The sequence below is a fragment of the Paenibacillus sp. V4I5 genome, from assembly GCF_030817255.1.
GTDB lineage: Bacteria > Bacillota > Bacilli > Paenibacillales > NBRC-103111 > Paenibacillus_E.
The window spans coordinates 6,608,982-6,630,916 of sequence record NZ_JAUSZB010000002.1; the positions used below are offsets into that span (position 1 = coordinate 6,608,982).

At 46.7% G+C, this 21,935-nt stretch carries 21 protein-coding genes and 1 pseudogene; 18 read left to right on the forward strand and 4 right to left on the reverse strand.

Annotation, left to right across the window (positions count from 1 at the left end):
- Positions 1 to 28: 28 nt before the first annotated feature.
- A pseudogene (locus tag QFZ78_RS32260) lies at positions 29 to 190 on the forward strand (ATP-binding cassette domain-containing protein); the annotation flags it as partial.
- 300 nt (positions 191 to 490) lie between these two features.
- Here the strand turns inward: QFZ78_RS32260 and QFZ78_RS32265 are convergent.
- The 4 genes from QFZ78_RS32265 to QFZ78_RS32280 are packed head-to-tail and all read right to left on the reverse strand — an operon-like array spanning position 491 to position 5,748.
- On the reverse strand, positions 491 to 1,591 hold the full coding sequence (locus QFZ78_RS32265; protein ID WP_307553422.1) for an aliphatic sulfonate ABC transporter substrate-binding protein: 1,101 nt from the start codon (positions 1,589 to 1,591) through the stop codon (positions 491 to 493).
- A 38-nt stretch (positions 1,592 to 1,629) separates the two neighbouring features.
- Positions 1,630 to 2,982 (reverse strand): LLM class flavin-dependent oxidoreductase, encoded by a 1,353-nt coding sequence (locus tag QFZ78_RS32270; RefSeq protein WP_307553423.1) that lies wholly within the window; start codon positions 2,980 to 2,982, stop codon positions 1,630 to 1,632.
- 29 nt (positions 2,983 to 3,011) lie between these two features.
- Entirely contained in the window at positions 3,012 to 4,370 is a 1,359-nt protein-coding gene (locus QFZ78_RS32275) for an LLM class flavin-dependent oxidoreductase (protein ID WP_307553424.1), read from the reverse strand.
- A gap of 34 nt (positions 4,371 to 4,404) precedes the next feature.
- Complete coding sequence (locus tag QFZ78_RS32280) at positions 4,405 to 5,748, reverse strand: LLM class flavin-dependent oxidoreductase (RefSeq protein ID WP_307555989.1); 1,344 nt, start codon at positions 5,746 to 5,748, stop codon at positions 4,405 to 4,407.
- 419 nt (positions 5,749 to 6,167) lie between these two features.
- Here QFZ78_RS32280 and QFZ78_RS32285 point away from each other — a divergent pair, with 419 nt between their 5' ends.
- The 17 genes from QFZ78_RS32285 to QFZ78_RS32365 all read left to right on the forward strand — a co-directional run bounded on the left by QFZ78_RS32285 (position 6,168) and on the right by QFZ78_RS32365 (position 21,850).
- Positions 6,168 to 6,947 (forward strand): ABC transporter ATP-binding protein, encoded by a 780-nt coding sequence (locus QFZ78_RS32285; protein WP_307553425.1) that lies wholly within the window; start codon positions 6,168 to 6,170, stop codon positions 6,945 to 6,947.
- Between the two features lie 29 nt (positions 6,948 to 6,976).
- On the forward strand, positions 6,977 to 7,852 hold the full coding sequence (locus tag QFZ78_RS32290) for an ABC transporter permease (RefSeq protein ID WP_307553426.1): 876 nt from the start codon (positions 6,977 to 6,979) through the stop codon (positions 7,850 to 7,852).
- 12 nt (positions 7,853 to 7,864) lie between these two features.
- Positions 7,865 to 8,866, forward strand: a complete 1,002-nt coding sequence (locus QFZ78_RS32295) for an aldo/keto reductase (RefSeq protein ID WP_307553427.1) — start codon at positions 7,865 to 7,867, stop codon at positions 8,864 to 8,866.
- A 42-nt stretch (positions 8,867 to 8,908) separates the two neighbouring features.
- Positions 8,909 to 9,964, forward strand: a complete 1,056-nt coding sequence (locus QFZ78_RS32300; protein WP_307553428.1) for an aliphatic sulfonate ABC transporter substrate-binding protein — start codon at positions 8,909 to 8,911, stop codon at positions 9,962 to 9,964.
- 77 nt (positions 9,965 to 10,041) lie between these two features.
- The gene (locus QFZ78_RS32305; protein WP_307553429.1) at positions 10,042 to 11,256 is read left to right on the forward strand and encodes a threonine synthase; all 1,215 of its coding nucleotides are present in this window, start codon (positions 10,042 to 10,044) and stop codon (positions 11,254 to 11,256) included.
- Between the two features lie 127 nt (positions 11,257 to 11,383).
- Positions 11,384 to 12,271, forward strand: coding sequence for a MetQ/NlpA family ABC transporter substrate-binding protein (locus QFZ78_RS32310; RefSeq protein WP_307553430.1), 888 nt, complete (start codon positions 11,384 to 11,386; stop codon positions 12,269 to 12,271).
- 88 nt (positions 12,272 to 12,359) lie between these two features.
- The gene (locus tag QFZ78_RS32315; protein WP_307553431.1) at positions 12,360 to 13,388 is read left to right on the forward strand and encodes a methionine ABC transporter ATP-binding protein; all 1,029 of its coding nucleotides are present in this window, start codon (positions 12,360 to 12,362) and stop codon (positions 13,386 to 13,388) included.
- Positions 13,378 to 14,037, forward strand: a complete 660-nt coding sequence (locus QFZ78_RS32320; RefSeq protein ID WP_307445889.1) for a methionine ABC transporter permease — start codon at positions 13,378 to 13,380, stop codon at positions 14,035 to 14,037. The genes QFZ78_RS32315 and QFZ78_RS32320 overlap by 11 nt, the downstream gene beginning before the upstream one ends.
- A 127-nt stretch (positions 14,038 to 14,164) precedes the next feature.
- Positions 14,165 to 14,332 carry a hypothetical protein gene (locus QFZ78_RS32325; protein ID WP_307553432.1) on the forward strand — a complete coding sequence of 56 codons (168 nt, stop codon included), beginning with the start codon at positions 14,165 to 14,167 and terminating at the stop codon, positions 14,330 to 14,332.
- 88 nt (positions 14,333 to 14,420) lie between these two features.
- Entirely contained in the window at positions 14,421 to 14,858 is a 438-nt protein-coding gene (locus tag QFZ78_RS32330; protein ID WP_307553433.1) for a protein-tyrosine phosphatase family protein, read from the forward strand.
- 758 nt (positions 14,859 to 15,616) lie between these two features.
- Positions 15,617 to 16,096 (forward strand): GNAT family N-acetyltransferase, encoded by a 480-nt coding sequence (locus QFZ78_RS32335; protein WP_307553434.1) that lies wholly within the window; start codon positions 15,617 to 15,619, stop codon positions 16,094 to 16,096.
- A 16-nt stretch (positions 16,097 to 16,112) separates the two neighbouring features.
- Complete coding sequence (locus QFZ78_RS32340) at positions 16,113 to 17,192, forward strand: LLM class flavin-dependent oxidoreductase (protein WP_307553435.1); 1,080 nt, start codon at positions 16,113 to 16,115, stop codon at positions 17,190 to 17,192.
- A 253-nt stretch (positions 17,193 to 17,445) separates the two neighbouring features.
- A complete protein-coding gene (locus QFZ78_RS32345) occupies positions 17,446 to 18,612 on the forward strand; it encodes a M20 peptidase aminoacylase family protein (RefSeq protein ID WP_307553436.1) in 1,167 nt (388 codons plus the stop codon).
- Between the two features lie 30 nt (positions 18,613 to 18,642).
- Positions 18,643 to 19,173, forward strand: a complete 531-nt coding sequence (locus QFZ78_RS32350) for a GNAT family N-acetyltransferase (protein ID WP_307553437.1) — start codon at positions 18,643 to 18,645, stop codon at positions 19,171 to 19,173.
- Between the two features lie 75 nt (positions 19,174 to 19,248).
- The gene (locus tag QFZ78_RS32355; RefSeq protein WP_307553438.1) at positions 19,249 to 20,448 is read left to right on the forward strand and encodes an MFS transporter; all 1,200 of its coding nucleotides are present in this window, start codon (positions 19,249 to 19,251) and stop codon (positions 20,446 to 20,448) included.
- A gap of 181 nt (positions 20,449 to 20,629) precedes the next feature.
- Positions 20,630 to 20,923, forward strand: a complete 294-nt coding sequence (locus tag QFZ78_RS32360) for an HPr family phosphocarrier protein (RefSeq protein WP_307553439.1) — start codon at positions 20,630 to 20,632, stop codon at positions 20,921 to 20,923.
- 33 nt (positions 20,924 to 20,956) lie between these two features.
- Positions 20,957 to 21,850: a LysR family transcriptional regulator gene (locus QFZ78_RS32365; protein ID WP_307553440.1), complete on the forward strand. Its 894-nt coding sequence runs from the start codon at positions 20,957 to 20,959 to the stop codon at positions 21,848 to 21,850.
- Positions 21,851 to 21,935: the final 85 nt, after the last annotated feature.

Below are 21,935 nucleotides of genomic sequence, written 5' to 3' on the forward strand. Positions count from 1 at the left end.
TATCGAGAAAGCCAGTAAATACTATAAGATGGGCGAGGAAACGATTAAAGCGTTAGATGACGTCTCGTTAGATATTGATCAGGGAGAGTTCGTAGCTATTATGGGGCCGTCAGGTTCCGGCAAATCAACGTTGATGAACATCATCGGGTGTTTAGATGTTGTAGATAAAGGTATCTATGATCTGGATGGTCATGCAATAAATGTACTTAAGGATTCTGGGCTTGGATGTAGCGGCATCCTCGGGTCTAATCTGCATGGAGATACAAGGAGCACTGGCAATATTCACAGTAAATTTGAAGCGAATATTGAAATTGACTGATTAAAATCTAGCAAAAGACAACTCCTTCCATTTAAAAATGGAAATGAGTCGTCTTTTTGTTTAGAGAATTTAGAAATTCTGAAAAACAGAGAGTTCTTCAGTGGCCTCAGATCTTCCCTGACGTTTCTTTCTTACATTGAAACTCTCTGCTTCTAAATGCGGAGCCGATTCTCATTTCTGCGTGACCAGCTCTTTGAGCGCTTGCTCAACAAACTTACTTTCCAATACATGCGAAGTATCAAGTTTTTTGTTTATCGCCCCTACTGAATAAAGGAAGTCAGCCTGCTCTTGATGGGCCTTGGCGTATTCGGCAGTGATCGGTGATAGCAAAGGTGTTGAGTTTTTCAAAACAGTGACGATGATCTCTTTGTCAAGCTTTTGCGTTTTGACAAATTCGTCTGCAACTTCGTCTTGATGATCTAAGTAATATTTGCGGGCTTGCTCGTAAGTTTTCAGGAAGAGCACTGTGAGATCGGGGTGTTCCTGGGTAAACTTGGTTCTTGCAATCAAGAAGCCGGGAGCATTGATATTCAAATCTTGACCGGATACCAATATTTTAGCGCCGGTTTGAAAGACGGCAGTGGTCGCATATGGATCCCAAATCGACCAAGCATCAATCGCGCCGCTATCTAGAGCAGGTCTGGCTTCATCGGGTTGAAGCTGAATCACTTTAATGTCGTCGCCTTTCAAACCGACCTTATCGATAGCCATATATAAGAAATTATAAGCGCTGCTGCCTTTGGCTACTGCGATTTTCTTGCCCTTCAAATCCTTTAGTTCTTTGATCGGACTATTTTTCGGAATGATGATCATATTGCCTTTTTTGCCGTCTCCCGTGACGCCAATGGCTTTGAAATCTACGCCGCCGACTTGGCCGGAAATGACTGGCGTTCCTCCGACGCTTCCGAAATCGAGTCTTCCTGAAGCCAGTCCTTCAAAATGGGGAGGGCCACTGGCAAATTCGTTCCATTTTACTTCGGCTCCAACAGCTGCAAAGGCTTTTTCGAAAAATCCGTTTTCCCGGGCATAGACGAAAATGCCGGTTTTGCCCTGTACCCCGATATTGATGGTTACTTTTTCTTTGGGCTTGGCATCCGCTGCAGTTTTACTGCTGGGTGAAGAGGCGGCTGTGGAAGATGCTGCAAGTGAAGGAGCAGGCGTATTCGAACCGGCGGATGTGTTCGTTGTTTTCCCGCATGCTGTTAGTACCAGCCCCAAAAAGAGAATGGTTAAGACGGATAAGCTTTTGAAAAACCATGTTTGCTTTTTCATGATGAAAAACCCCCTTTTGTCATTTTTAATTGGTTATTTTAAGGGGAGACTGCGGTTTGCTGAAAACGATTGATCGGTTTAGCTAAGTCAAGATGTTCGCGCAGCGTCCGGCCCGTATATTTGGTACGATACAATCCGCGTCGCTGGAGTTCAGGAACGACCAGATCGACGAATTCTTCCAAACCTCCTGGTAAATAAGGTGGCATAATGTTGAATCCATCGCAGGCCCCTTGCAAAAACCATGCTTCGAGTTGATCGGCGATCTGTTCAGGTGTCCCGGCAATCGTACGGTGCCCGCGTGCGCCGGTTACTCGGGCGATTAATTGCCGAATGGATAGCTGCTCCCTCCTCGCCATATCGAGAATAAGCTGATATCGGCTTTTTGCCCCGTTAATACCCGTGGAGTCCGGCAGATCGGGGAGCGTTCCGTCCAGATGATAAGTGGAAAGATCATGCCGCAGAATCCCGGATACCATCGAGAGACCAACCGCTGGGTGAACGAGCTCTTGCAGAGCGGCCTCCTTCTCCTTGGCTTCTTCTTCCGTAGCTCCGATAATAGGGAGTATCCCCGGCAAAATCTTCAACTCACTCTCTGTACGGCCATATAAGGGGAGTTGGCTTTTTAAACTGGAATAGAAGCTTAGTGCCTCATCCAACGTTTGCCAAGCCGTGAATACAACTTCCGCTGTCTGTGCAGCAAAAGCCTGACCGGTTGTCGAGGACCCGGCCTGCACGATAACGGGGCGTCCTTGCGGGGAGCGATGCACATTCAGAGGACCGCGGACGGAAAAATGCGTTCCGTGATGATCGATGCTGTGCACTTTGTCCGGGTTGGCGAAAATGCCGGAAGCTTTGTCAATGATTAGAGCTTCATCTTCCCAGCTGTCCCACAGTGCAGTGACCACATCGACGAATTCTTTCGCGCGTTCATAACGAAGCGAATGATCCAAATGCTGGTCGCGGCCAAAGTTATGCGCGGTCACTTCCATACTGGTGGTTACCGCGTTCCATGCCGCTCTTCCTCTGCTTAAATGATCAAGTGAAGCAAATTTCCTCGCGACATGAAAGGGCTCGCTGTAAGTGGTAGATACGGTGCCGGCAAGGCCGATATGCTTGGTGACGGAAGCGAGTGCAGACAAAAGCATGAGCGGCTCAGCCCGGACCGGCACGGTGTGTTTAACCGCTGTGTCCAAATGCTCCGGCAAGGCAGGAATGTCTTCGATAAAAATCATGTCGAACTTACCGCGCTCGGCCGTTTGCGCAAATTTGCGGTAAAAGTCAAACTTCAACAAACCTGCGGTATCGGTGTGCGGGTATCTCCATGCAGCGACATGATGACCGACTCCGAAAATGAATGCCCCCAGATGAAGTTGTCTCTGTTTATTCCCCATGAATGATTCCTCCAATTCCTTGTTATGTGTTATTGCCCGGAAGCGGCATTGCTTTCGAAACGGCTTGGGGGACGAACTAAACCCAGATGCTCACGCAGCGTAGTACCGGTGTATTCGGTACGAAAAAGCCCGCGTTCTTGAAGCTCGGGAATGATCTTCTCTACGAATTCCTCAAGGCCTCCAGGCAAATAGGGCGGCATAATATTGAAACCGTCGCAGGCTCCCTGTGTGAACCATTCCTCCAATTGATCGGCGATTTGCACCGGAGTACCAGATATGGTTCGATGCCCGCGCGCCCCCGTCACCCGGTACATGAGCTGCCGGATGGTCAAGTTTTCCCTCCGGGCCATGTCCGCTACGAGCTGGAAGCGGCTTTTGCCTCCGTTAATCTGCTCCAGCTCGGGCAGCTCGGGCAGCGGTCCGTCAAGCGGGTAGCCGGTCAGGTCGACACCCAGCGATGCGGACAGCATCGATAATCCGACTGCAGGTAACACTTGCTGCTGAAGCAGCGCTTCTTTTTCTCTGGCTTCCTCTTCCGTCGCGCCTATGATAGGGAAGATCCCAGGCATAATTTTCACTTCATCCGGAGATCGGCCGTACTGAACGGCAAGTGATTTGACGCTGGCATAGAAACGCTGCGCTTCTTCGAGTGTCTGCCAAGCCGTAAAGACGACCTCCGCCGTTTGGGCGGCGAGATGCTGTCCGGTATCCGATGCTCCCGCCTGAATAATAACCGGTCTTCCTTGTGGAGAGCGGGGCAGGTTTAAGGGACCACGTACAGAGAATTCAGGACCCCGATGATGGAGCTCATGAACCTTTTGCGGATTGCCAAACAAGCCGGCGTCGCGATCGGAGATAATGGCGTCGTCTTCCCAGCTGTCCCACAGCGCAGTGACGACATCGACGAACTCGCGCGCCCGCTCATATCGCTGATCATGATCCGGGTGCTTCGATTTGCTGAAATTATGGGCTTCTTCATCTCGTCCCGAAGTCACCACATTCCACGCAGCGCGTCCTCCGCTTAAATGGTCGAGCGTAGAAAATTCCCGTGCCAGATTGTAGGGCTCGTGGTAGGTTGTTGATACTGTGGCAGCAAGCCCGATTCGTTCCGTCACACCGGATAAATAAGCAAGCAAGGTGAGCGGTTCAGGCCTCACTGTGACGGTATGTTTGATACTGGTTTGGTACCGGTCGATAACCGCTAATGTATCGGCGAGAAAGATCATGTCGAACTTGCCTCGTTCTGCCGTTTTCGCAAAGTTCTCATAAAAGTCGTGATTTAGAATGCCGTGTGCATCCGTATCGGGGTAACGCCATGCGGCTACATGATGTCCGACCTGAAATAAAAATGCACCGAGATGCAGTTGACGCTGAGGATTGTTACTCATGTAATAGCCTCCATTTACAACTAGGTTGATTGGTTCAATGGTATACTCTCGCCTTGGCGAATGAATTGGCAGGTAAAGGCAGGCCATAATGATCACGAAGGGTGGTGCCTGTATAAGAAGTGCGGAACAGGCCTCTCCGCTGCAGTTCGGGGACGACTTGTTCCAGGAAATCATCCAGTCCGCCGTTCATCAGCTGCGGCATAATATTGAAGCCATCAGCCGCATAGCTGACAAACCATGCCTCCAGCTCATCCGCAATTTGCTTCGGCGTACCGGCGATCGTCTTATGACCGCGTCCTCCCGCCAGTCTCAGCAGCAGCTGCCTGATCGTCAGCTTCTCTCTGCCGGCCAGTTCTTGGATCAGCTTCGTGCGGCTTTGATGGCCGGGGATTTTGCTGGAGTCGGGAAGTTCCGGCAGCGGTGCGTTCAGAGGATGAGCGGTAAGGTCAATGCCGATCCGATTCGAGAGTTGGAGCAGACTGTATGCCGGATTCGTCAGTTCGTGCAGTTCGGCTTCTTTCTCTTTCGCCTCGGCTTCGGTTTTGCCGATAATCGGGCAGATACCGGGCAAAATTTTCACATGCTCCGTTTCTCTTCCGTGCTGAAGCACACGGGCTTTGACATCAGCATAGAATGTCTGCGCATCTTCTAATGTTTGCTGTGCGGTAAAGATGGCCTCAGCCCATTGAGAGGCAAAATCCTTGCCGTCCTCCGAGGAGCCTGCTTGCACGAGAATCGGGCGGCCTTGCGGTGAACGCGCTGTATTCAATGGCCCTCGAACCGAGAAGAATTTTCCCTTATGATGCAGTTCATGCACTTTATTTCTGTCCGCATAAATACCGGCTTTCTTGTCCCGGATCAGGGCCTCCTCCTCCCAGCTATCCCAAAGCTTTGCCGTGACTTCCACAAATTCTGTGGCTCGTTCATATCGTTCTTGGTGACCGGCAATGTGCTCGAGATTAAAATTTTGCGCTTCGCTATCCGTACCCGAGGTGATGATATTCCATCCGGCCCGGCCTTGGCTAAGGTGGTCCAATGATGCGAACCGGCGAGCGACATTGTAGGGTTCATTGAAACTCGTGGAAACGGTGGCAATTAAACCGATTCGTTTCGTCACGACGGCTAAAGCCGACAATAGTGTGAGCGGCTCAAAACCGCCAAGAGCGCCGTATTGGACCGCCGTTGGTGAAGTTGCGTAGCGGTCAGCGAGAAAAAGCGAGTCCAGCTTGGCAGCTTCGGCTTTACGCGCGAGCTCCTGATAATGATTGAAATCATGGACTCCTTTCAGATTAGAGCTTGGATGTCGCCAGGCGGCTTCGTGATGCCCCATACTGGAAAGAAAAAGATTCAAATGCATTTGACGAGTTTGTTTTGTCATCCCGTTCCCTCCCTTTTTTACAAGTTGAATAAATAAAAAAGACTCCGCCTGCATACCAGTTAATAACGCTGGCAGCAAGGGAGCCTTTGGTGGACCAATAGGCTTAATGGGCTGTTAAAAGTCATGTTAGCAGGTTTAATCCGATTATACAAGTAGGAAATATAAGAATTGTAATATAACAAGTTTTTGGAAATTGTTGTTGACCAACTTGAACGACTGGTGATATGATCGCTTTAAATCCAAGTAAAACGATATGAATTAAAGTATTAAAATGAAATCAAAGTCTACCAGACCACTGGAGACTCCGTCTCGTTCATTTTGAATGGAGCAGGGGGGTCTTTTTTTATTTCCTTAATCCCTGAAGGAGAAATGTGTTAGCCAGATGAGCCATTTACGCCAAATTTAAGGAGGAAACTTCTATGAGTGTAATTTCGTTAGATATCGATTTACCGCACAAATGGTTTCATACGCCTCAAGGCACAAGATTAGAAGCGCTCAACAACATCAAGTTGACTGTAAAACAAGGAGAATTTATTACCATTATCGGACCGAGCGGTTGTGGGAAAAGCACACTGCTTAAAATTATTGCCGGATTGGACACGGATCACGGAGGTCAAGTTCTGTTGGAACAAAAGCAAGTCACCAAGCCTGGTATTGATAAAGGGTTTATTTTCCAGGAACATCGCTTGTTTCCATGGTTAACGGTCGAAGCAAACATCGCAGCAGATTTATCTTTGAATGACGCTGCAGTCCGCAAAAGGGTGGATGAACTCATTGAATTGGTTAAGCTGAAAGGATTTGAGAAGGCGTACCCTCGTGAACTGTCAGGAGGAATGTTGCAACGCGTGGCGATCGCCAGGGCGCTACTCCGTAATCCCAAGGTATTGTTATTGGATGAGCCCTTCGGCGCACTGGATGCTTTTACCCGCTCTCATCTTCAGGAGGTTACCCTGAACATTTGGGAGGCTAATCGAACGACTATGGTGCTTGTCACACATGATATCGATGAAGCTGTTTTCCTTGCTACACGCGTCGTTGTAATGAATGCAAGACCTGGGACGATTCGAACAATTATTCCTGTCGACCTCCCTTACCCGAGGAAGAAAGCGTCCAGTTCTTTTCAAGAGCTTCGGAAATTGGTGCTGAGCGAGTTTGAACGAATCGAGGAATTGGAGCTGATCGACAGCTCCGGCATTTAAATCATTTCACGAAAGAGAGGGATCCGGATATGAATCAAGCAGAGCTAGCAGCGGGAACCGGTAACAGTCTCGTCCAGCAAACATCAAAAGAAGTTCCTGCGTCTCCGCAAGTTGAAAGAAATTTGAAAACGAATAAAACAGAAACCAAATGGCAGCTTATCGCGAGAGGGGCTGTCCTTCCGGTTACCGTTTTGATCATTTGGCAGATTTTTGGTTCTACAGGCATGATCTCGAAGACGCTGCTGCCGACTCCAATTGAAATATGGCTGGCATTTTACGATTTGCTGATCAGCGGTGAACTGTTCAAACATTTGAAAATCAGCATTTGGCGCGCCGCAGTCGGATTTTTGCTCGGAGGAAGTCTGGGGCTTATTTTCGGATTACTCGTTGGTTTATTCCGTAGGTTTGAGCATTCGGTTGATCCAACCGTACAAATGCTTCGAACCATTCCCCATTTGGCCATCACTCCGCTTTTCATCTTATGGTTCGGTTTTGGCGAATTCTCCAAAGTTTTGCTTATTGCCAAAGGTGCTTTTTTCCCGCTTTATGTGCAGACGTTTCTGGGGATCCGCAATGTCGATTCCAAGCTGTTTGAGGTGGCAAGGGTTCTGGAGTTTAGCAAGTTCAAGCAAATCACCAAACTGGTGCTTCCTGCGGCACTGCCCAATATATTGCTCGGGTTGCGCTTATCGATCGGCGTAGCCTGGCTGGGATTAGTCGTCGCAGAGATAATGGGATCCAGCGAAGGTGTAGGGTATTTAATTATGGATGCCAGACAGTTTTCTCAGACGGCCGTCGTATTTGTGGGTATCATGATTTTTGCATTCGTTGGAAAAGGCTCGGATTCTTTGGTTCGCATTTTGGAGAAAAAACTGTTGAAATGGCGCGATAGCTTTAATGGATAAGGAGAGATAACAATGACAATTGGACAAAGAAAATTAGGCAGGACAGGACTAAATGTCTCCGAAGTGAGCCTTGGAACGATGGCATTCGGTCGCTGGATCGACCAAAAAGAGTCAGCTGATGTGCTTGATGCTGCGCTTGAAGCGGGCATTACGCTGATTGACACGGCTGATGTTTACGGTTCGGGTATGGATAAAGGCAACCCGCTTGAAACCGGTGAGTCGGAGACGATTCTCGGTCATCTGCTAGGTGAGCGCAGGCACCGGATCGTGCTGGCGACCAAAGTTCATGGCCGAGTGGGTCTCGGTCCTAATGATGCGGGCCAAAGCAGGTATCACATTTATCGCGCGGTGGAAAATAGTTTGAAAAGGTTGCAAACAGACTATATTGATTTGTATCAAGTGCATCGATTTGATGAACAGACGCCACTTGAAGAAACGCTACGTGCGTTAGAAGACCTTGTTCGTCAAGGGAAAGTGCGCTATATCGGGTGCTCGAATTATGCCGCATGGCAAATTGCTAAGGCGCACGGTATTTCAGGACAGTTGCGGCTTGAGCGCTTCGAAAGCGTACAGCCGGAATACAGCCTGATCGCTCGCGGTATCGAACAGGAATTGCTGCCTTTTGCCGTTTCCGAAGGCGTAGGCGTTATCGTGTATAGTCCGCTTGGACGCGGATTGCTGACCGGCAAGTATAGCTTCGGAGCGCAGCCGCCTGCCGGATCGCGCGGAGCAGCCGGCGAACAGCGGCTTCACACATTGCTCGAAAAGGAGCGGAATTTCCGCATCGTAGAGCAGTTAAAGCCTATTGCGGAACGCAGAGGCTGGACACTTGCTCAGCTTGCGCTGAATTGGGTGCTCAGCAGAGAAGGTATTACATCCGCGATTTTGGGGGCTTCCAAGTCTCATCACATTACAGAAACATTGTCTGCGATCGGTGAGAAGCTTAGTCCAGATGAATTGAGAGATATCGATGCGATCACGAACGGTGTTCAACCGGAGTTGGTTGTAAAATAAGATCAGCTTTATTGTTACTAAACAACTCAGGAGGGCTACAGAATGAGAAATTTCAGAGGGCTCGTACTTACGACAGTACTTACGATAGGATTGGGAATTCTTGCTGGCTGTGGAGCTGGTAAACCAACGACGAAAAATTTGGAAAGCGCAGCGCCGAAAGAAGTCGCCAAGAACAATGAAGCCAAAAATCAACTGGTTGTAAACATCGGTATTCAGCAAAGTATTTGGCCAATTCTTGCTGCTAAAGAAAAGGGCTGGTTTGAGGAAGAGTTTAAAAAAGTTGGCGCACAAGTTAACTGGGTAGAGTTTCAAAGCGGGCCTGCTTATTTTGAAGCTATTGCATCAGACAGGCTGGATTTTGGACGCGTAGGGAATATACCTGTATTAGCAGGGCAAGCAGCAGATATAAAATTCAAGGAGATAGCAACAGCCAGTTTTGGTGAAAAGGGAGATTCCATACTTGTCCCGAAAGACAGCCCAATTAAAACGATCCAGGACTTGAAAGGTAAACAAATCGCTGTAGCCAAGGCAAGCAGCTCTTATGGTTTGCTGTATAAAGCATTGGAATTTGGCGGACTTAAACCTGATGATGTGAAAATCATTCAATTACAGCCTGATGAGGCTCAGCCAGCATTTGAAACCGGGAAGGTGGATGCATGGGCCATTTGGGAACCTTTTCAATCCGTTCAAGTGTTGAAAAATGGCGCCAGAGTTCTTGCTAACGGAAATGCGGTCAAGTCATACAGTCCAGGGTTTCAAATCGTTCGCACCAATTTTGCTGAGGAACATCCGGAACTTGTCGTGTTGTATCTGAAAGTCACGGAAAAAGCAACGAAGTGGCAACTAGAACATGTCGATGAAGCCATTGAATTATACGCCAAATTGAAAAAACAGGATAAAGAAACGATTCGCCGGGTATTGGAGAACTCCGAGCCTGCAAATGTTCCGATCACTCCGGAAGTTATAAAAACCCAGCAGAATACAGCGGAGCTGCTTCAGTCAGTCGGAGGATTAAAAGGGAAAGTCGAAGCGTCCAAAGTAGTGGATAACAGCTATATTGAAAAAGCTTTGCAGGAATTGAAATCGGAGAAAAAATGAAAAATTGTCTTCCGTAGATTTTTCGGGGTCAAAAACAGATTTTAATATTTTACAAAGAAAAGAGAATGTGATATTGAATGCCATTCAGCTACTTAACCCATCTGCATTGCCCTAAATGTCAAAAGATTTATCGTCCGGATGAAGTTCATCAATTATGTGTGTGCGGCTCTCCATTATTGGCGGACTACGACTTGGAAAGCTTGAGAAATCAACTGACATCCAAGGATTTGTCAGGCAGACCTTCGAATTTATGGCGTTACCATGAACTGCTGCCCGTCACATCACCGGAAAACGTCGTAACGCTGGGAGAAGGGATGACGCCGCTACTACCGATGAACCGTCTGGGCTTAGACATGGGAATCGGCAGTCTTTGGATGAAGGATGAAGGGATAATCCCTACAGGCAGCTTCAAGGCTCGCGGAGCTGCCGTCGGTGTTTCGAAGGCGAAAGAGCTTGGCGTACAGGAGCTGGCTATGCCCACCAATGGAAATGCCGGTGCAGCTTGGGCTTTGTACGCTGCTAGAGCTGGACTACGTTCTTCGATTGTTATGCCGGTCGGCGCACCTGTAATTACCAGAAATGAATGCGCAGTCTCAGGAGCGAACCTGAATTTGGTGAACGGGTTAATCAGCGATGCGGGAAAGATCGTTGCTCAAGCGGTGAATGACTATGATTTATTCGATGCCTCGACCCTGAAAGAGCCTTATCGCATCGAAGGGAAGAAAACAATGGGTCTTGAGATCGCAGAACAGTTGGATTGGAAGCTTCCCGACGTCATCTTGTACCCGACAGGTGGAGGTGTGGGTCTCATTGGCATTTATAAAGCTTTTCGGGAGCTCGTAGAACTGGGATGGATCGAAGATAAGCTCCCGCGTTTGGTTGCTGTTCAGGCGGCAGGTTGTGCTCCGATTGTAAAGGCATGGGAGAGAGGGATGCCGGACTCGCAGTTCTGGGCTGACTCCACAACCGTTGCCTTTGGGATAAATGTGCCGAAAGCACTCGGGGATTTTCTTGTTCTTGAAGCTATATACAAGACGGGTGGCTGCGCCATTGCGATAGAGGATACCGAGTTGCTCGAGGAGCAAAAGAACATCGCCCGCCTGGAAGGCGCGTTTGTTTGTCCTGAGGGAGCGGCGACCTTCTCTGCGGCACGTAAGCTCAGAGCAAACGGTTGGATCCAGGAGGGCGAGACTGTTATCGCTTTGAACACGGGCAGTGGCATTAAGTATCCGGAAACCATCATGGTTGCGGTGCCAGTTCTGGAACCTGGGGATTCGATGAGAAGGATTTGAACCTGATATTCATTCTGAATTCTGGTATGTGAACCAAAAGATCAATGGTGAAGGCTTGAGAAGTCAGGTTTCGACAAGGAATTCTTTTAGATGATTATTAATAGAGAATAAAGGGAGTGGGAAAGGTATGAAAAGATCGCATTTAATATCCATTTTTACCATGATTGTAATATTGGTGGTAACCGGATGTGGAAAAACAGTAGAAACGAAAACTGCAACATCAGTAAGCGCAGCGCCGACAGCAGCCGCTAGTCCTTCATCCGCTCCTTCGCCAGCAGCCAGTCCGGCAAGCGAGAAAGCGAAGTTGAAAGTCGGCATTTCCGCAGGCGTGGAGGAAGAAATTTGGAAGAAGGTTAAAGAGGTAGCGGCGAAGGACAATTTGGAAATTGAAATTGTTACGTTCAACGATTACATTCAACCGAACAAAGTGTTGGCAGATGGCCAATTGGATGCTAATGCCTTCCAGCATGAGCCTTATCTCAATCAATTCAAGGCGGATAACAAGCTGGACATCGTTAAGCTGGCTAATACGTTAAATTTTCCGATAGGCTTGTATTCCAAGAAAATTAAAAACGTTTCGGAGATCAAAGAAGGTGATGAGCTTGGATTGCCGAATGACCCGTCTAACGGGGCAAGAGCCTTGATTCTGTTTGAACGTGCGGGATTGATCAAGCTGAAGGAAGGTGTTGGTGTTAAAGCCACCGTTCGCGATATCGTAGACAATCCGAAGAAGCTTAAATTCAAGGAATTGGAAGCTCCTTTCATTCCGAAAGCTCTGCCGGATCTTACAGCTGCGGTAATTAATACGAACTATGCAGTGGATAACGGTTTTGTACCTACTAAAGATGCAATCTTTATTGAACCGAAAGATTCGCCTTGGGTAAATCTTATAGCTGTGCGAACGGCCGATAAAGATAAACCGGTATTCCAAAGATTAATTAAAGCCTACCATTCCGAAGAGGTTAAGAAACTTGTTTTAGATAAATACGGCAGCTACATAGTGCCGTCTTGGTAAGTAATGCGCTTGATGGAAAAAACAGAGGTCTCTTTCCAAACGAAAGGGGCCTTTTGCCTTAATGATTGCATAAGAGGAGAGGTACATCTTGATTGACTTGATAAACGTTAGTAAAACATTTGAACAAAAGGGAGTACGGGTAGAAGCGGTTAGACAGGCAAACCTTCAAATCCGTAAAGGTGAAATATTCGGTGTGATCGGCTACAGCGGGGCAGGCAAAAGCTCGCTTTTGCGCTGCATCAATTATTTGGAAAAGCCAACTTCAGGCAGCATCAGGATCCATGGTGTTGAGATGTCGCAATTAAATGAGAAGGACATGAGGATGATGCGAAGAAAGATAGGGATGATCTTCCAGCATTTTAACCTGCTCTCATCAGGGACCGTTTATCAGAACGTAGCCGCACCGCTGGAGTTGGCAAAGGTTCCAAAAAAGAAAATAGAAGCCAAAGTAAGAGAACTGCTTGAAGTGGTTGGTCTTCAGGATAAAGAAAAGTCTTATCCGCGTCAGCTTTCAGGAGGACAAAAGCAGCGTGTTGCGATTGCCAGAGCCTTGGCGAACGATCCGGAGATTTTACTTTGCGATGAGGCTACTTCAGCGTTGGATCCCCAAACCACAGACTCTATCCTGGACTTGCTTCTGGATATTAACCGTAAATACGAGATTACGATTGTCCTTATCACGCATGAAATGCATGTCATCAAAAAAATCTGCGATCGGGTTGCCGTCATGGAAAATGGTAGCATTGTCGAGCTGGGTTCGGTTATCGATCTGTTTTATGCACCGCAAACCGATACAACACGCAAGTTTATCAAAAGTGTTTTTGATACGGAAATTCCGGAAATGCTTTGGACTCAATTGCGAAATCCGGGGAGAGCAGGCACCTTAATACGGGCTTCATTTATCGGCGATTCTGTGACGGAGCCTGTTCTGGCAGACTTAACAGCAAAATTTACTTTGCGTCCCAGTATTATTTACGGGAATATCACTCAAATTAAAGAAATAATTTTCGGTACATTGGTATTGCATATAACGGGAGATCCGGTTGTTATTGAGAACGGTATACGTTTTCTGAAGGAGCAGGGCTTAAGGATTGAGGTGATCGAAGATGTTAAATAAATTAATAGAAGATGCAGACCTTTATCTGAAGTCTATCAACGAAACGGCTGTCATGGTCGGATATTCGTTAGTGATTTCAAGCGTAATTGGACTATTGCTAGGCGTGCTGCTGGTGGTACTAAGACCAGGTAATCTTTATGCAAATTCAGGTGTTTATCATATACTGAATGCTGTCATTAATATCATTCGTTCCATACCATTTATTATTATTATGGTTGCCATTATCCCCTTAACGAAATGGCTTGTCGGTACGACCATTGGTGTGAAAGGAGCTATCGTCCCTCTTGTTTTTTACACCGCGCCTTATATTTCACGCTTGATGGAAACAGCATTATTAGAGGTCGATCCTGGTATCATAGAGGCTTATCAGGCTATGGGCGCTTCTAAACAGCAGATTATATTTCGCGTTATCTTAAGAGAGGCCCGGCCAGCTTTGATTCTCGGACTAGCGATTGCCACGATTGGGTTAATTGGTGCATCGGCAATGGCCGGAGTTATGGGAGCCGGGGGATTAGGGGACGTTGCAATAAGGTTCGGATATCAGCGTTGGGAACCGGATGTGATGTACACCTCCGTGCTTTTGCTTGTTCTTATAGTCCAGATCGTGCAATCATTAGGAAATTGGATATCGAAGAGATTGAGGAAGTAAAAGTTAAGTAAGCAAGGGCGATCAAATGAATCATTTTGATTGCCCGATTTTTTTAAACAATTATGAATTATGTTATTGTAATTCATATAATTCCGAGTATAATACTAGGTATATAGTTGGAGAGGATATGAACAAACGAGAAATCGGGGATATACAGTGGCAGCAAGACATCCTGCAAGCTCTATCTCAGATGGAACAACATCTAACGCGTCATTTTGAATACCAATTATGGAATATGTTTGATGCAATCAACCAAAATATGCTAAAACTTTTTAAACAATTAAAAGAGCAGTAAAATCCGAACCGATCATAAGCTGATTATGGACCTCGTCATGATTAAGGATAGCGAATCGTCCGAATTTTAAGGGAGATGTGATGTTATTATGGGAAAAGACTATCAATCTTTACATGAGGAACGCATCTTTATCGGAGGAGCCAAAGATGTGAAGCAAATGATCGAAGACGAGCAGGTTGAAGTGGTGATCGATTTGCGCGCAGAAGCACAAGAGGCAGTGAGCTCACCAGAATCGGTGGAGCTTATTCACATTCCGCTTGTTGACCAACAAGAGGGACAAGAGGGTCAGATTGGGAAAGCAGCCGATGAAGTGATTCGCCATTACCGTGATGGGAAAAAGGTTGCTCTCCATTGTGCAGCAGGACGAAGCCGGACGGGAAGTGTCGCGATAGCTGTATTGCTGCAACTAGGCATTGAGCCGACTGTTCAGCAAGCGGAAGAAGCCTTGAAACAGATTCGTACCGAAGCAAATGTGCATCCGGAGCTTCTCAAATCGGTAGCCCGGCTTTTTCCGGATCTGAAATGAACGGGTATATGGTTAAAGGAGCTGCAGCGCAGCTCCTTTTTCTACCGAAAAGTTATTTTTGGTAATCGGGTTTGACGAAGCCTTGAAATTTGGTTTCCGTCACCTGTTTAAAGAGTTGTTTACCAAATTGGATTCCGCTGCTTCCAGATTGGAAAATTTCGAAATTCCTGTGATGTAAGGTTTCCTTATCCATTGAGCAGATTCACTTTTTGACGAGATGATCTTCATGACAAGGACGGAGTGATAATCTTGACTGGACCGTATTTAGAATTTATTATACCTGGACTTTAAAAGGGGCTGTCCCAAAAGTCATTTCAGGAAATTCCACCCCCCACTTTGTACGCAATATTGGGCAACAAAAGAACCTTCATTCCCACTTTTATAGTGAGTTTGAAGGTTCTTTCGCACATATTATGGGATTGACTCATTTGGGTTTACCCTTTTGGGACAGCCCCTTTTTTAGTGGGAATCTTTTTTACTCCAAACTATTGTTCCTTATTGCCAGTCAATCAGCGAGGTGCGCATACGTATTTTATTTTGAGATTGATCGGCTATTCTGATATTCGACCCAAATGAAGGATCCTGCGAAGTGTGAGGCAATTCGGAGCATACCGAGGTCATGGGGTATTTAGATAGAAATATTGAATTTTAGAATAGAAAAGACTAATTAGACGCTCTTTCATAGAGATGATAAATTTATCAAATAAGAATTACCGATAAAACCAATGTGTATAATTGGGCAAGGGAGGGATGAAACTATGATTTCGAAGATTACTGCTGCTCCTGAGGATGTTCGAAGTAGAGACTCAGAGCAATTGATCAGGGAACTGAGCACAGAGCTGGGAGTGATCTACGACTCTGATGGAAGCGCAGGCTTCAATCCATCTGACATCGAAGTGCCGCGTGCCGCATTTGTGGTCGCCCGTATCGAAGGTCATCCTGTTGGATGCGGCGCTTTGCGACCATTGGATGACACCACGGTAGAAGTCAAACGGATGTATACACGCTCCGATTATCGACGTAAGGGAGTGGCGCAAGCGATTCTTGCCGAGATTGATCGCCTGGCGATCGAGTTTGGCTACAGCAACATTAAATTGCAGACTGGCCCCAAACAACCGGAAGCGGCTGCGCTCTATGAACGAGTTGGCTATCATCGAATTCCGATCTTTAGCGGAAATTGGGATCTTGTGCTTGCCTATCTGAAGGATTTGACTCTCGTTCCCGGCAAACCATATTGATGGGGGATTACATAAGATGAAATTTGCTTTATTTAGCCTATTGATGAATATCCCCAACGCTGTAAGCGGGGAAACGTTGACTACCCAACAGAAATTTGAGAACGTGCTGAAACAGGCCGTCCTTGCCGAAGAACTTGGTTTAGATGCTTACGGTGTGGGTGAGCGGCATGGGGCACCATTCCTGTCCTCTTCCCCGCCAATAGTGCTCACAGCGATCGCTGCCAGAACCTCACGGATTCGCTTGCTGACTACGGTGACGGTTCTAAGCGTGCTCGACCCTGTACGCGTTGCTGAGGACTACGCTACACTTGATCATCTCTCGGGCGGGCGGATAGAGTTGATCATCGGCAAAGGCAACGACCCACGCCACTACCCGCTTTTTGGGATTACCGAGGAGGAGCAATGGGAATCCCTTGCTGAGCGATATGCACTCCTGAAGCGCTTGTGGAATGAAGAGAATGTTACCTGGCAGGGGCGCTACCGTACACCACTGGACGATGTCACTACACAGCCAAGACCCTTTCAAAAGCCAATCCCGGTGTGGCATGGCAGCGCATCAAGTACGCTGTCCACCGAGTTAGCAGCGAAATATGGCGAACCGATTTTTTCCTCCAACACGTTTCACCCACAGGCCAAATACAAAGCGTTAATCGATCACTATCGCGAGCGTTTGGCCTATTATGGCCATGATTCCCAAAACGCAATCGTTGGCTCGGGTTTTGGTAGTTTGTATCTGGCAAACACCACAGAGGAGGCGATCAAACGCTATCGCCCCTACTACGATGCCTTTCACGCTACGACTGCATCGCGGATCAACAACACACCTTTCAAAGACCTCGAGGACAATATTAAGAACGGGCCTGTCCTGATAGGCAGCCCTGAGAACGTTATTGAGAAGATCATGAACTATCATGCGGCCTATGGGCACCAAGTGGTTAGCATCAGCGTGGACGGATTGACTGAAGCGGAGCAACGCGAGCAGGTTGAGCGATTTGCCACCGAAGTTGTGCCGGTGCTTCGACGCGAGATTCCCAGTAAAGTATGGGGCAGCAACAAACTGCCGTCGTTGCAACAAGGTGTTTTTACGGTGTCTTAACAAGAAAAGAGCGTCCTCTAAACCGTTTAACCGGCTTGAAGGACGCATTTTTCTACGTTTAGCTAATTAGAATGCAGGAACTACCGCAACTCTATACTTGTCTTGGATAAACAAATCTGGTCGTCCCTCTTTTGCAGGAGAAAGGATTATTCCGGACCAAATACGAAGGTGACACGCTTCGTGATCATTTGAATTTGCCAGTGCCGCAAAACCGATATAGCCTAAGAAATGGTGCGTCAAAGGAGGAAATAATATGAGTCATCTATCTTCAACAGGGTTGTCACCTGAATTCGGACAAAAGCTGATTGCGATCCGGCGTCAACTGCACCAGTATCCGGAATTATCCTATGAAGAATTCGAAACCACAGCCTCGATTCGCACTTGGCTGCAGGAAGCGGATATCCGAATTGCCAATTATCCTCTCAAAACAGGTCTCGTCGCGGAAATTGGAGGTAAACAAGGAGGACCCATTATTGCTATTCGGGCCGACATTGATGCTTTACCGATCCAAGAAGAGACCGGATTTGCCTATGCTTCAGTCATTCCAGGCAAAATGCATGCTTGCGGCCACGATTTCCATACTGCTGCCATTCTGGGGGCTGCATTCCTGCTAAAGCAGCAGGAAAATGAACTGGACGGCACAGTTCGCTTCATTTTCCAACCAGCTGAGGAAAAGGCAGGAGGAGCTGAGAAAGTAATCAGCAGCGGTGCATTGGAAGGGGTACGTGCAATCTTCGGCATGCATAATAAGCCCGATCTTCCAGTGGGAACGATTGGAATTAAATCGGGGCCATTAATGGCTGCTGCCGATGGATTTGTAGTTGAAATTGAGGGAGTCGGCACACATGCTGCTGTTCCAGAAGCGGGGATTGATCCCATTGTAACGGGGGCGCATATCGTTACGGCACTACAATCGATTGTAAGCAGAAATATTAGCTCACTACACAGTGCGGTGATTAGTGTGACAAAGATGCATAGCGGAACGGCATGGAATGTGATTCCAGATAAAGCGATATTGGACGGTACGGTGCGTACATTTGATGAAAATGTTAGATCGGTTGTGCTGAATCGCTTCGATCAGGTCGTTCAAGGAGTCGCTGCTGCATATGGCACTAAGGCTTCGGTTCGTTGGATCAAGGGACCTCCGTCCGTTCTGAACGATGCGGAGTTAGCGGAAGTAGCCGTTCAAGCAGCAGGCCATGCAGGTCTGCAGGTTATAACTCCAACACCTTCATCAGCGGGGGAGGATTTCGCTTTCTATCTGAAGAAAATACCCGGTGTCTTCGTGTTTATGGGAACATCCGGTACGCAAGAGTGGCACCATCCGGCGTTCGATTTGGATGAGCGCGCTCTGCCGATCAGTGCGAATTATTTTGCCATATTAGCCAAGCATGCCTTAAAGCAGTTAAATTCCTATTAAGTGAAAAAAATAAATTGGAGATGTGATGATATGAGTGCAAGTGTCATTCAAATTCGCGAAGCGAGAGCAGAGGATCGTGGAGTTATTAGACAGCTGCTCGCGGAGGCCTATGGTCAATACCAATCTGTGCTATCACCAGAAGGATGGGAACTTTACAAGGAGAACATTCTGGCTTCTGTGGATGGCGACGCTCCAACCGCTCGTATTGTTGCCGAAGTCGATGGCGAGATTGTTGGCAGCTCTCTCTTGTATCACTCTTCTGAGGTTGCCTACGGACTCCCCGAACTGAACATTCAAACGCCCATAATTCGTTTATTGGCCGTTTCTCCCCAAGCAAGAGGAAAGGGCATAGCAACGGAGCTAATTAAAGAAAGCGCAAGACGCGCGCTTGAATTAGGCGCAACCACGCTTCATTTGCATACATCCGATATGATGGAATCTGCGGTGAAGCTTTATGAACGTTTGGGATTCGAACGCGCGTTTGACAAGGATATTCAAAAGGGAGATGTCGTTGTAAAAAGCTATCGCCTTCATTTAAAAGAAACAGCCATTCTTCGATAATAAGCAGGGATCGATCTTCTCTATGTTTCCCTAGTGTCATACCGGTTACTTTAATGGGATAAAAGGTGGTGGCACATGGAACGTTACTGGAAACGCAATCTTTATATGTTATGGTTGGGCTTATTTTTTAACCACATGGCTTTTACCCTTTCGGTGCCTTTCTTTCCTATTTTTTTGCAAAATGACCTAGGAATTCAAAGCGGGTTGGAAGCTTGGTCGGGTATTTCCATTTCGATCAGCTTTCTGATCAGTGGTTTGTGTGCTCCCTTTTGGGGTTCGCTCGCCGATAAATATGGCCGGAAGCCTATGCTTGTTCGCTCAGGCATAGGTTTAAGCTTGGTACATTTCGCCAACTTTTTTGTTCATGATCCTTTCACTTTCATTCTTGTCCGGATTTTTCAAGGATTCATGGCAGGCTTTAGTCCTGCTTCCATTGCACTGGTTGGTACGAATACACCAGAGAAACACGTCGGTTACGCACTTGGCGTCATTTCAACGTCGTCTGCAGCAGGGGGAATTCTTGGACCGCTTGCGGGAGGAATGCTTAGTCATTGGATGGGATTGCGGGCGTGTTTCGTGGCATCGGGCCTCATTACGTTAGTATCCGCTTTCATCGTCCTAGTGGGTGTAAAAGAGGTTCACGAAGGGCGTGATGGGGCTCGTACCAGTGTCATAAAGGATCTTAAACAAGCTGCTGGTAACACACGATTAATGCGGATATTTGGGCTAACTTTACTAGTTTCGACTTCGGTCATGATCTTGGAGCCGCTTCTAACGATCTATGTAGGGCAAATCGGCGGCAGTATAAACAACGCTTCGCTCAGCTCGGGCATTGTTTTCTCAGCAGTAGGCGTTGCTACGGTCATTATGGGTCCCCGTTGGGGGATCATTGGCGGGCGAATCGGTTATGAGAAAATACTCTTCATTGGGTTACTGGGCGGAGGTATTGGCAATCTGCTGCAGCTCGGAGTTCATCACCTTGTCGGCTTTGGCATCCTGCGATTCAGTTATGGACTGTTTTTTGCAGCCGTTTATCCAGCGTTGAATGCACTCATCGTCAAATATGCAGAGGCTGATTTCCGCGGAAGGGCTGTCAGCCTGAACCAATCGTCGAGTCAGTTCGGTATTGTAGTTGGTCCTTTGCTTGGCGGTGTGCTCGGTGGTTGGATCGGAATCCAATTCGTTTTTCTCATTACTGGTGTTACACTGCTTGGGGCTGCCTTGACGATGAAGGTGGTTGATTCTAAGCGAGTTGACCATAGGCTGCCTGGTTAACTTGGAATTTTCTTGAATTTCAACCATTGACAAAATCATGTCCGAATTACTATAATTTAAATACTAGTAAATTTATCGGAATTATTGGAATCTACCAGACAACTGGAGATGCATCATCCTTTTAAGGATGGTTGTGTCTCCTTTTTTTATTTACTTACGAAAACTCTGAGGAGGAATAAAAATGAAAATAGATTGGACTTTTACGATGAATCAACCTTGGACCATTGATCGTGTGTTGGATTTTGTGACCATTGCCAATCGATATACTTGTCATATTTATGTGGGTGTAAATGGAAATAGATTCAATGCTAAAGGGCTATTAGGCATAGTATCATTGAGTCTTTTACTTGGAGATCAATCGACAGTTGTTCTTCAACTAGATGGAATTGATGCACATGAAGCGTTCGAAGAAGTGTCTGTCCATTTACAAAGCTCAGATCTTACCGTTCGTACAGTGTACTCGCGAACTTCTTGATTATGTGCCAGCTAGAGAGGAAGTAAACAGCAAATGAACATTGAAAATATTGAAGCATTCGTCTATGTCATTCATTTTAACAGTTTCAACAAGGCAGCGGATGCTTTGTTCTTATCTCAGCCTTCCGTTACGGCCCGCATTCAATCGTTGGAACGAGAGCTGAATACACTGTTATTTGAGAGAGAAGGCAGGAATTTCACACTGACGGAGAAAGGGAAGCAGTTTCTGCCCTACGCTCAGCAAATTCTTCAAACGTACAAAAAGGGCAAGCAGCAGCTTCAAAATTTGAACACGGCTTTGGATGAACTCAGAATCGGTTGCACAGTGTCCGTATCCAATTATGTCATTCCAGAAATTCTTCCAATTATTAAAAAAAATTATCGCCATCTGAAAATTAAATTAATGACAGCTCCGACAGAATTGATTCTGGAGAAGCTGCTGAATAAAGAAATTGATATAGGCTTTGTCCGGAATGTGACTCACCCGCATGTAGAAAGTTTGGGTTATTATGAGGATCCCATTCGTCTTTTCGTCCATCATAATCACCCCTTTTTGGAAAGGAAACACATTACGATTGAAGATGTAAGTCGCGAATCACTTGTCTTCTTTGAGTGCGGATCGCTCGATTGGGTGAAGATTCATCGTCTATTTGCAACACTGGACCATCCACCCAAAATTGAATATCAGATCGATAATCTGGAAACCGCGAAGAAGCTTGTAGCCAAAGGTATGGGTGTCTCATTTCTACCGGAACTTTGCGTACGTAAAGAAGTGAAAGAGGGAATGCTTGTACCTATAGATATTTCTGCATTGGGGGGGCTTTCCTTACGGACAATTCTCATTACACTTAAAGAATCGAGTCTTGATTTTTCATTGTTGCTCCTGGATGCATTGAAAGAAATCGATTGGAAAAAAAATGCTACATAGAATAATCCTATTCATCAATAGAACATCTTTATATGCGATTGACCGTCCAATAAGCCGGTGATACAGTAAATGAGAAAGTTAAAAC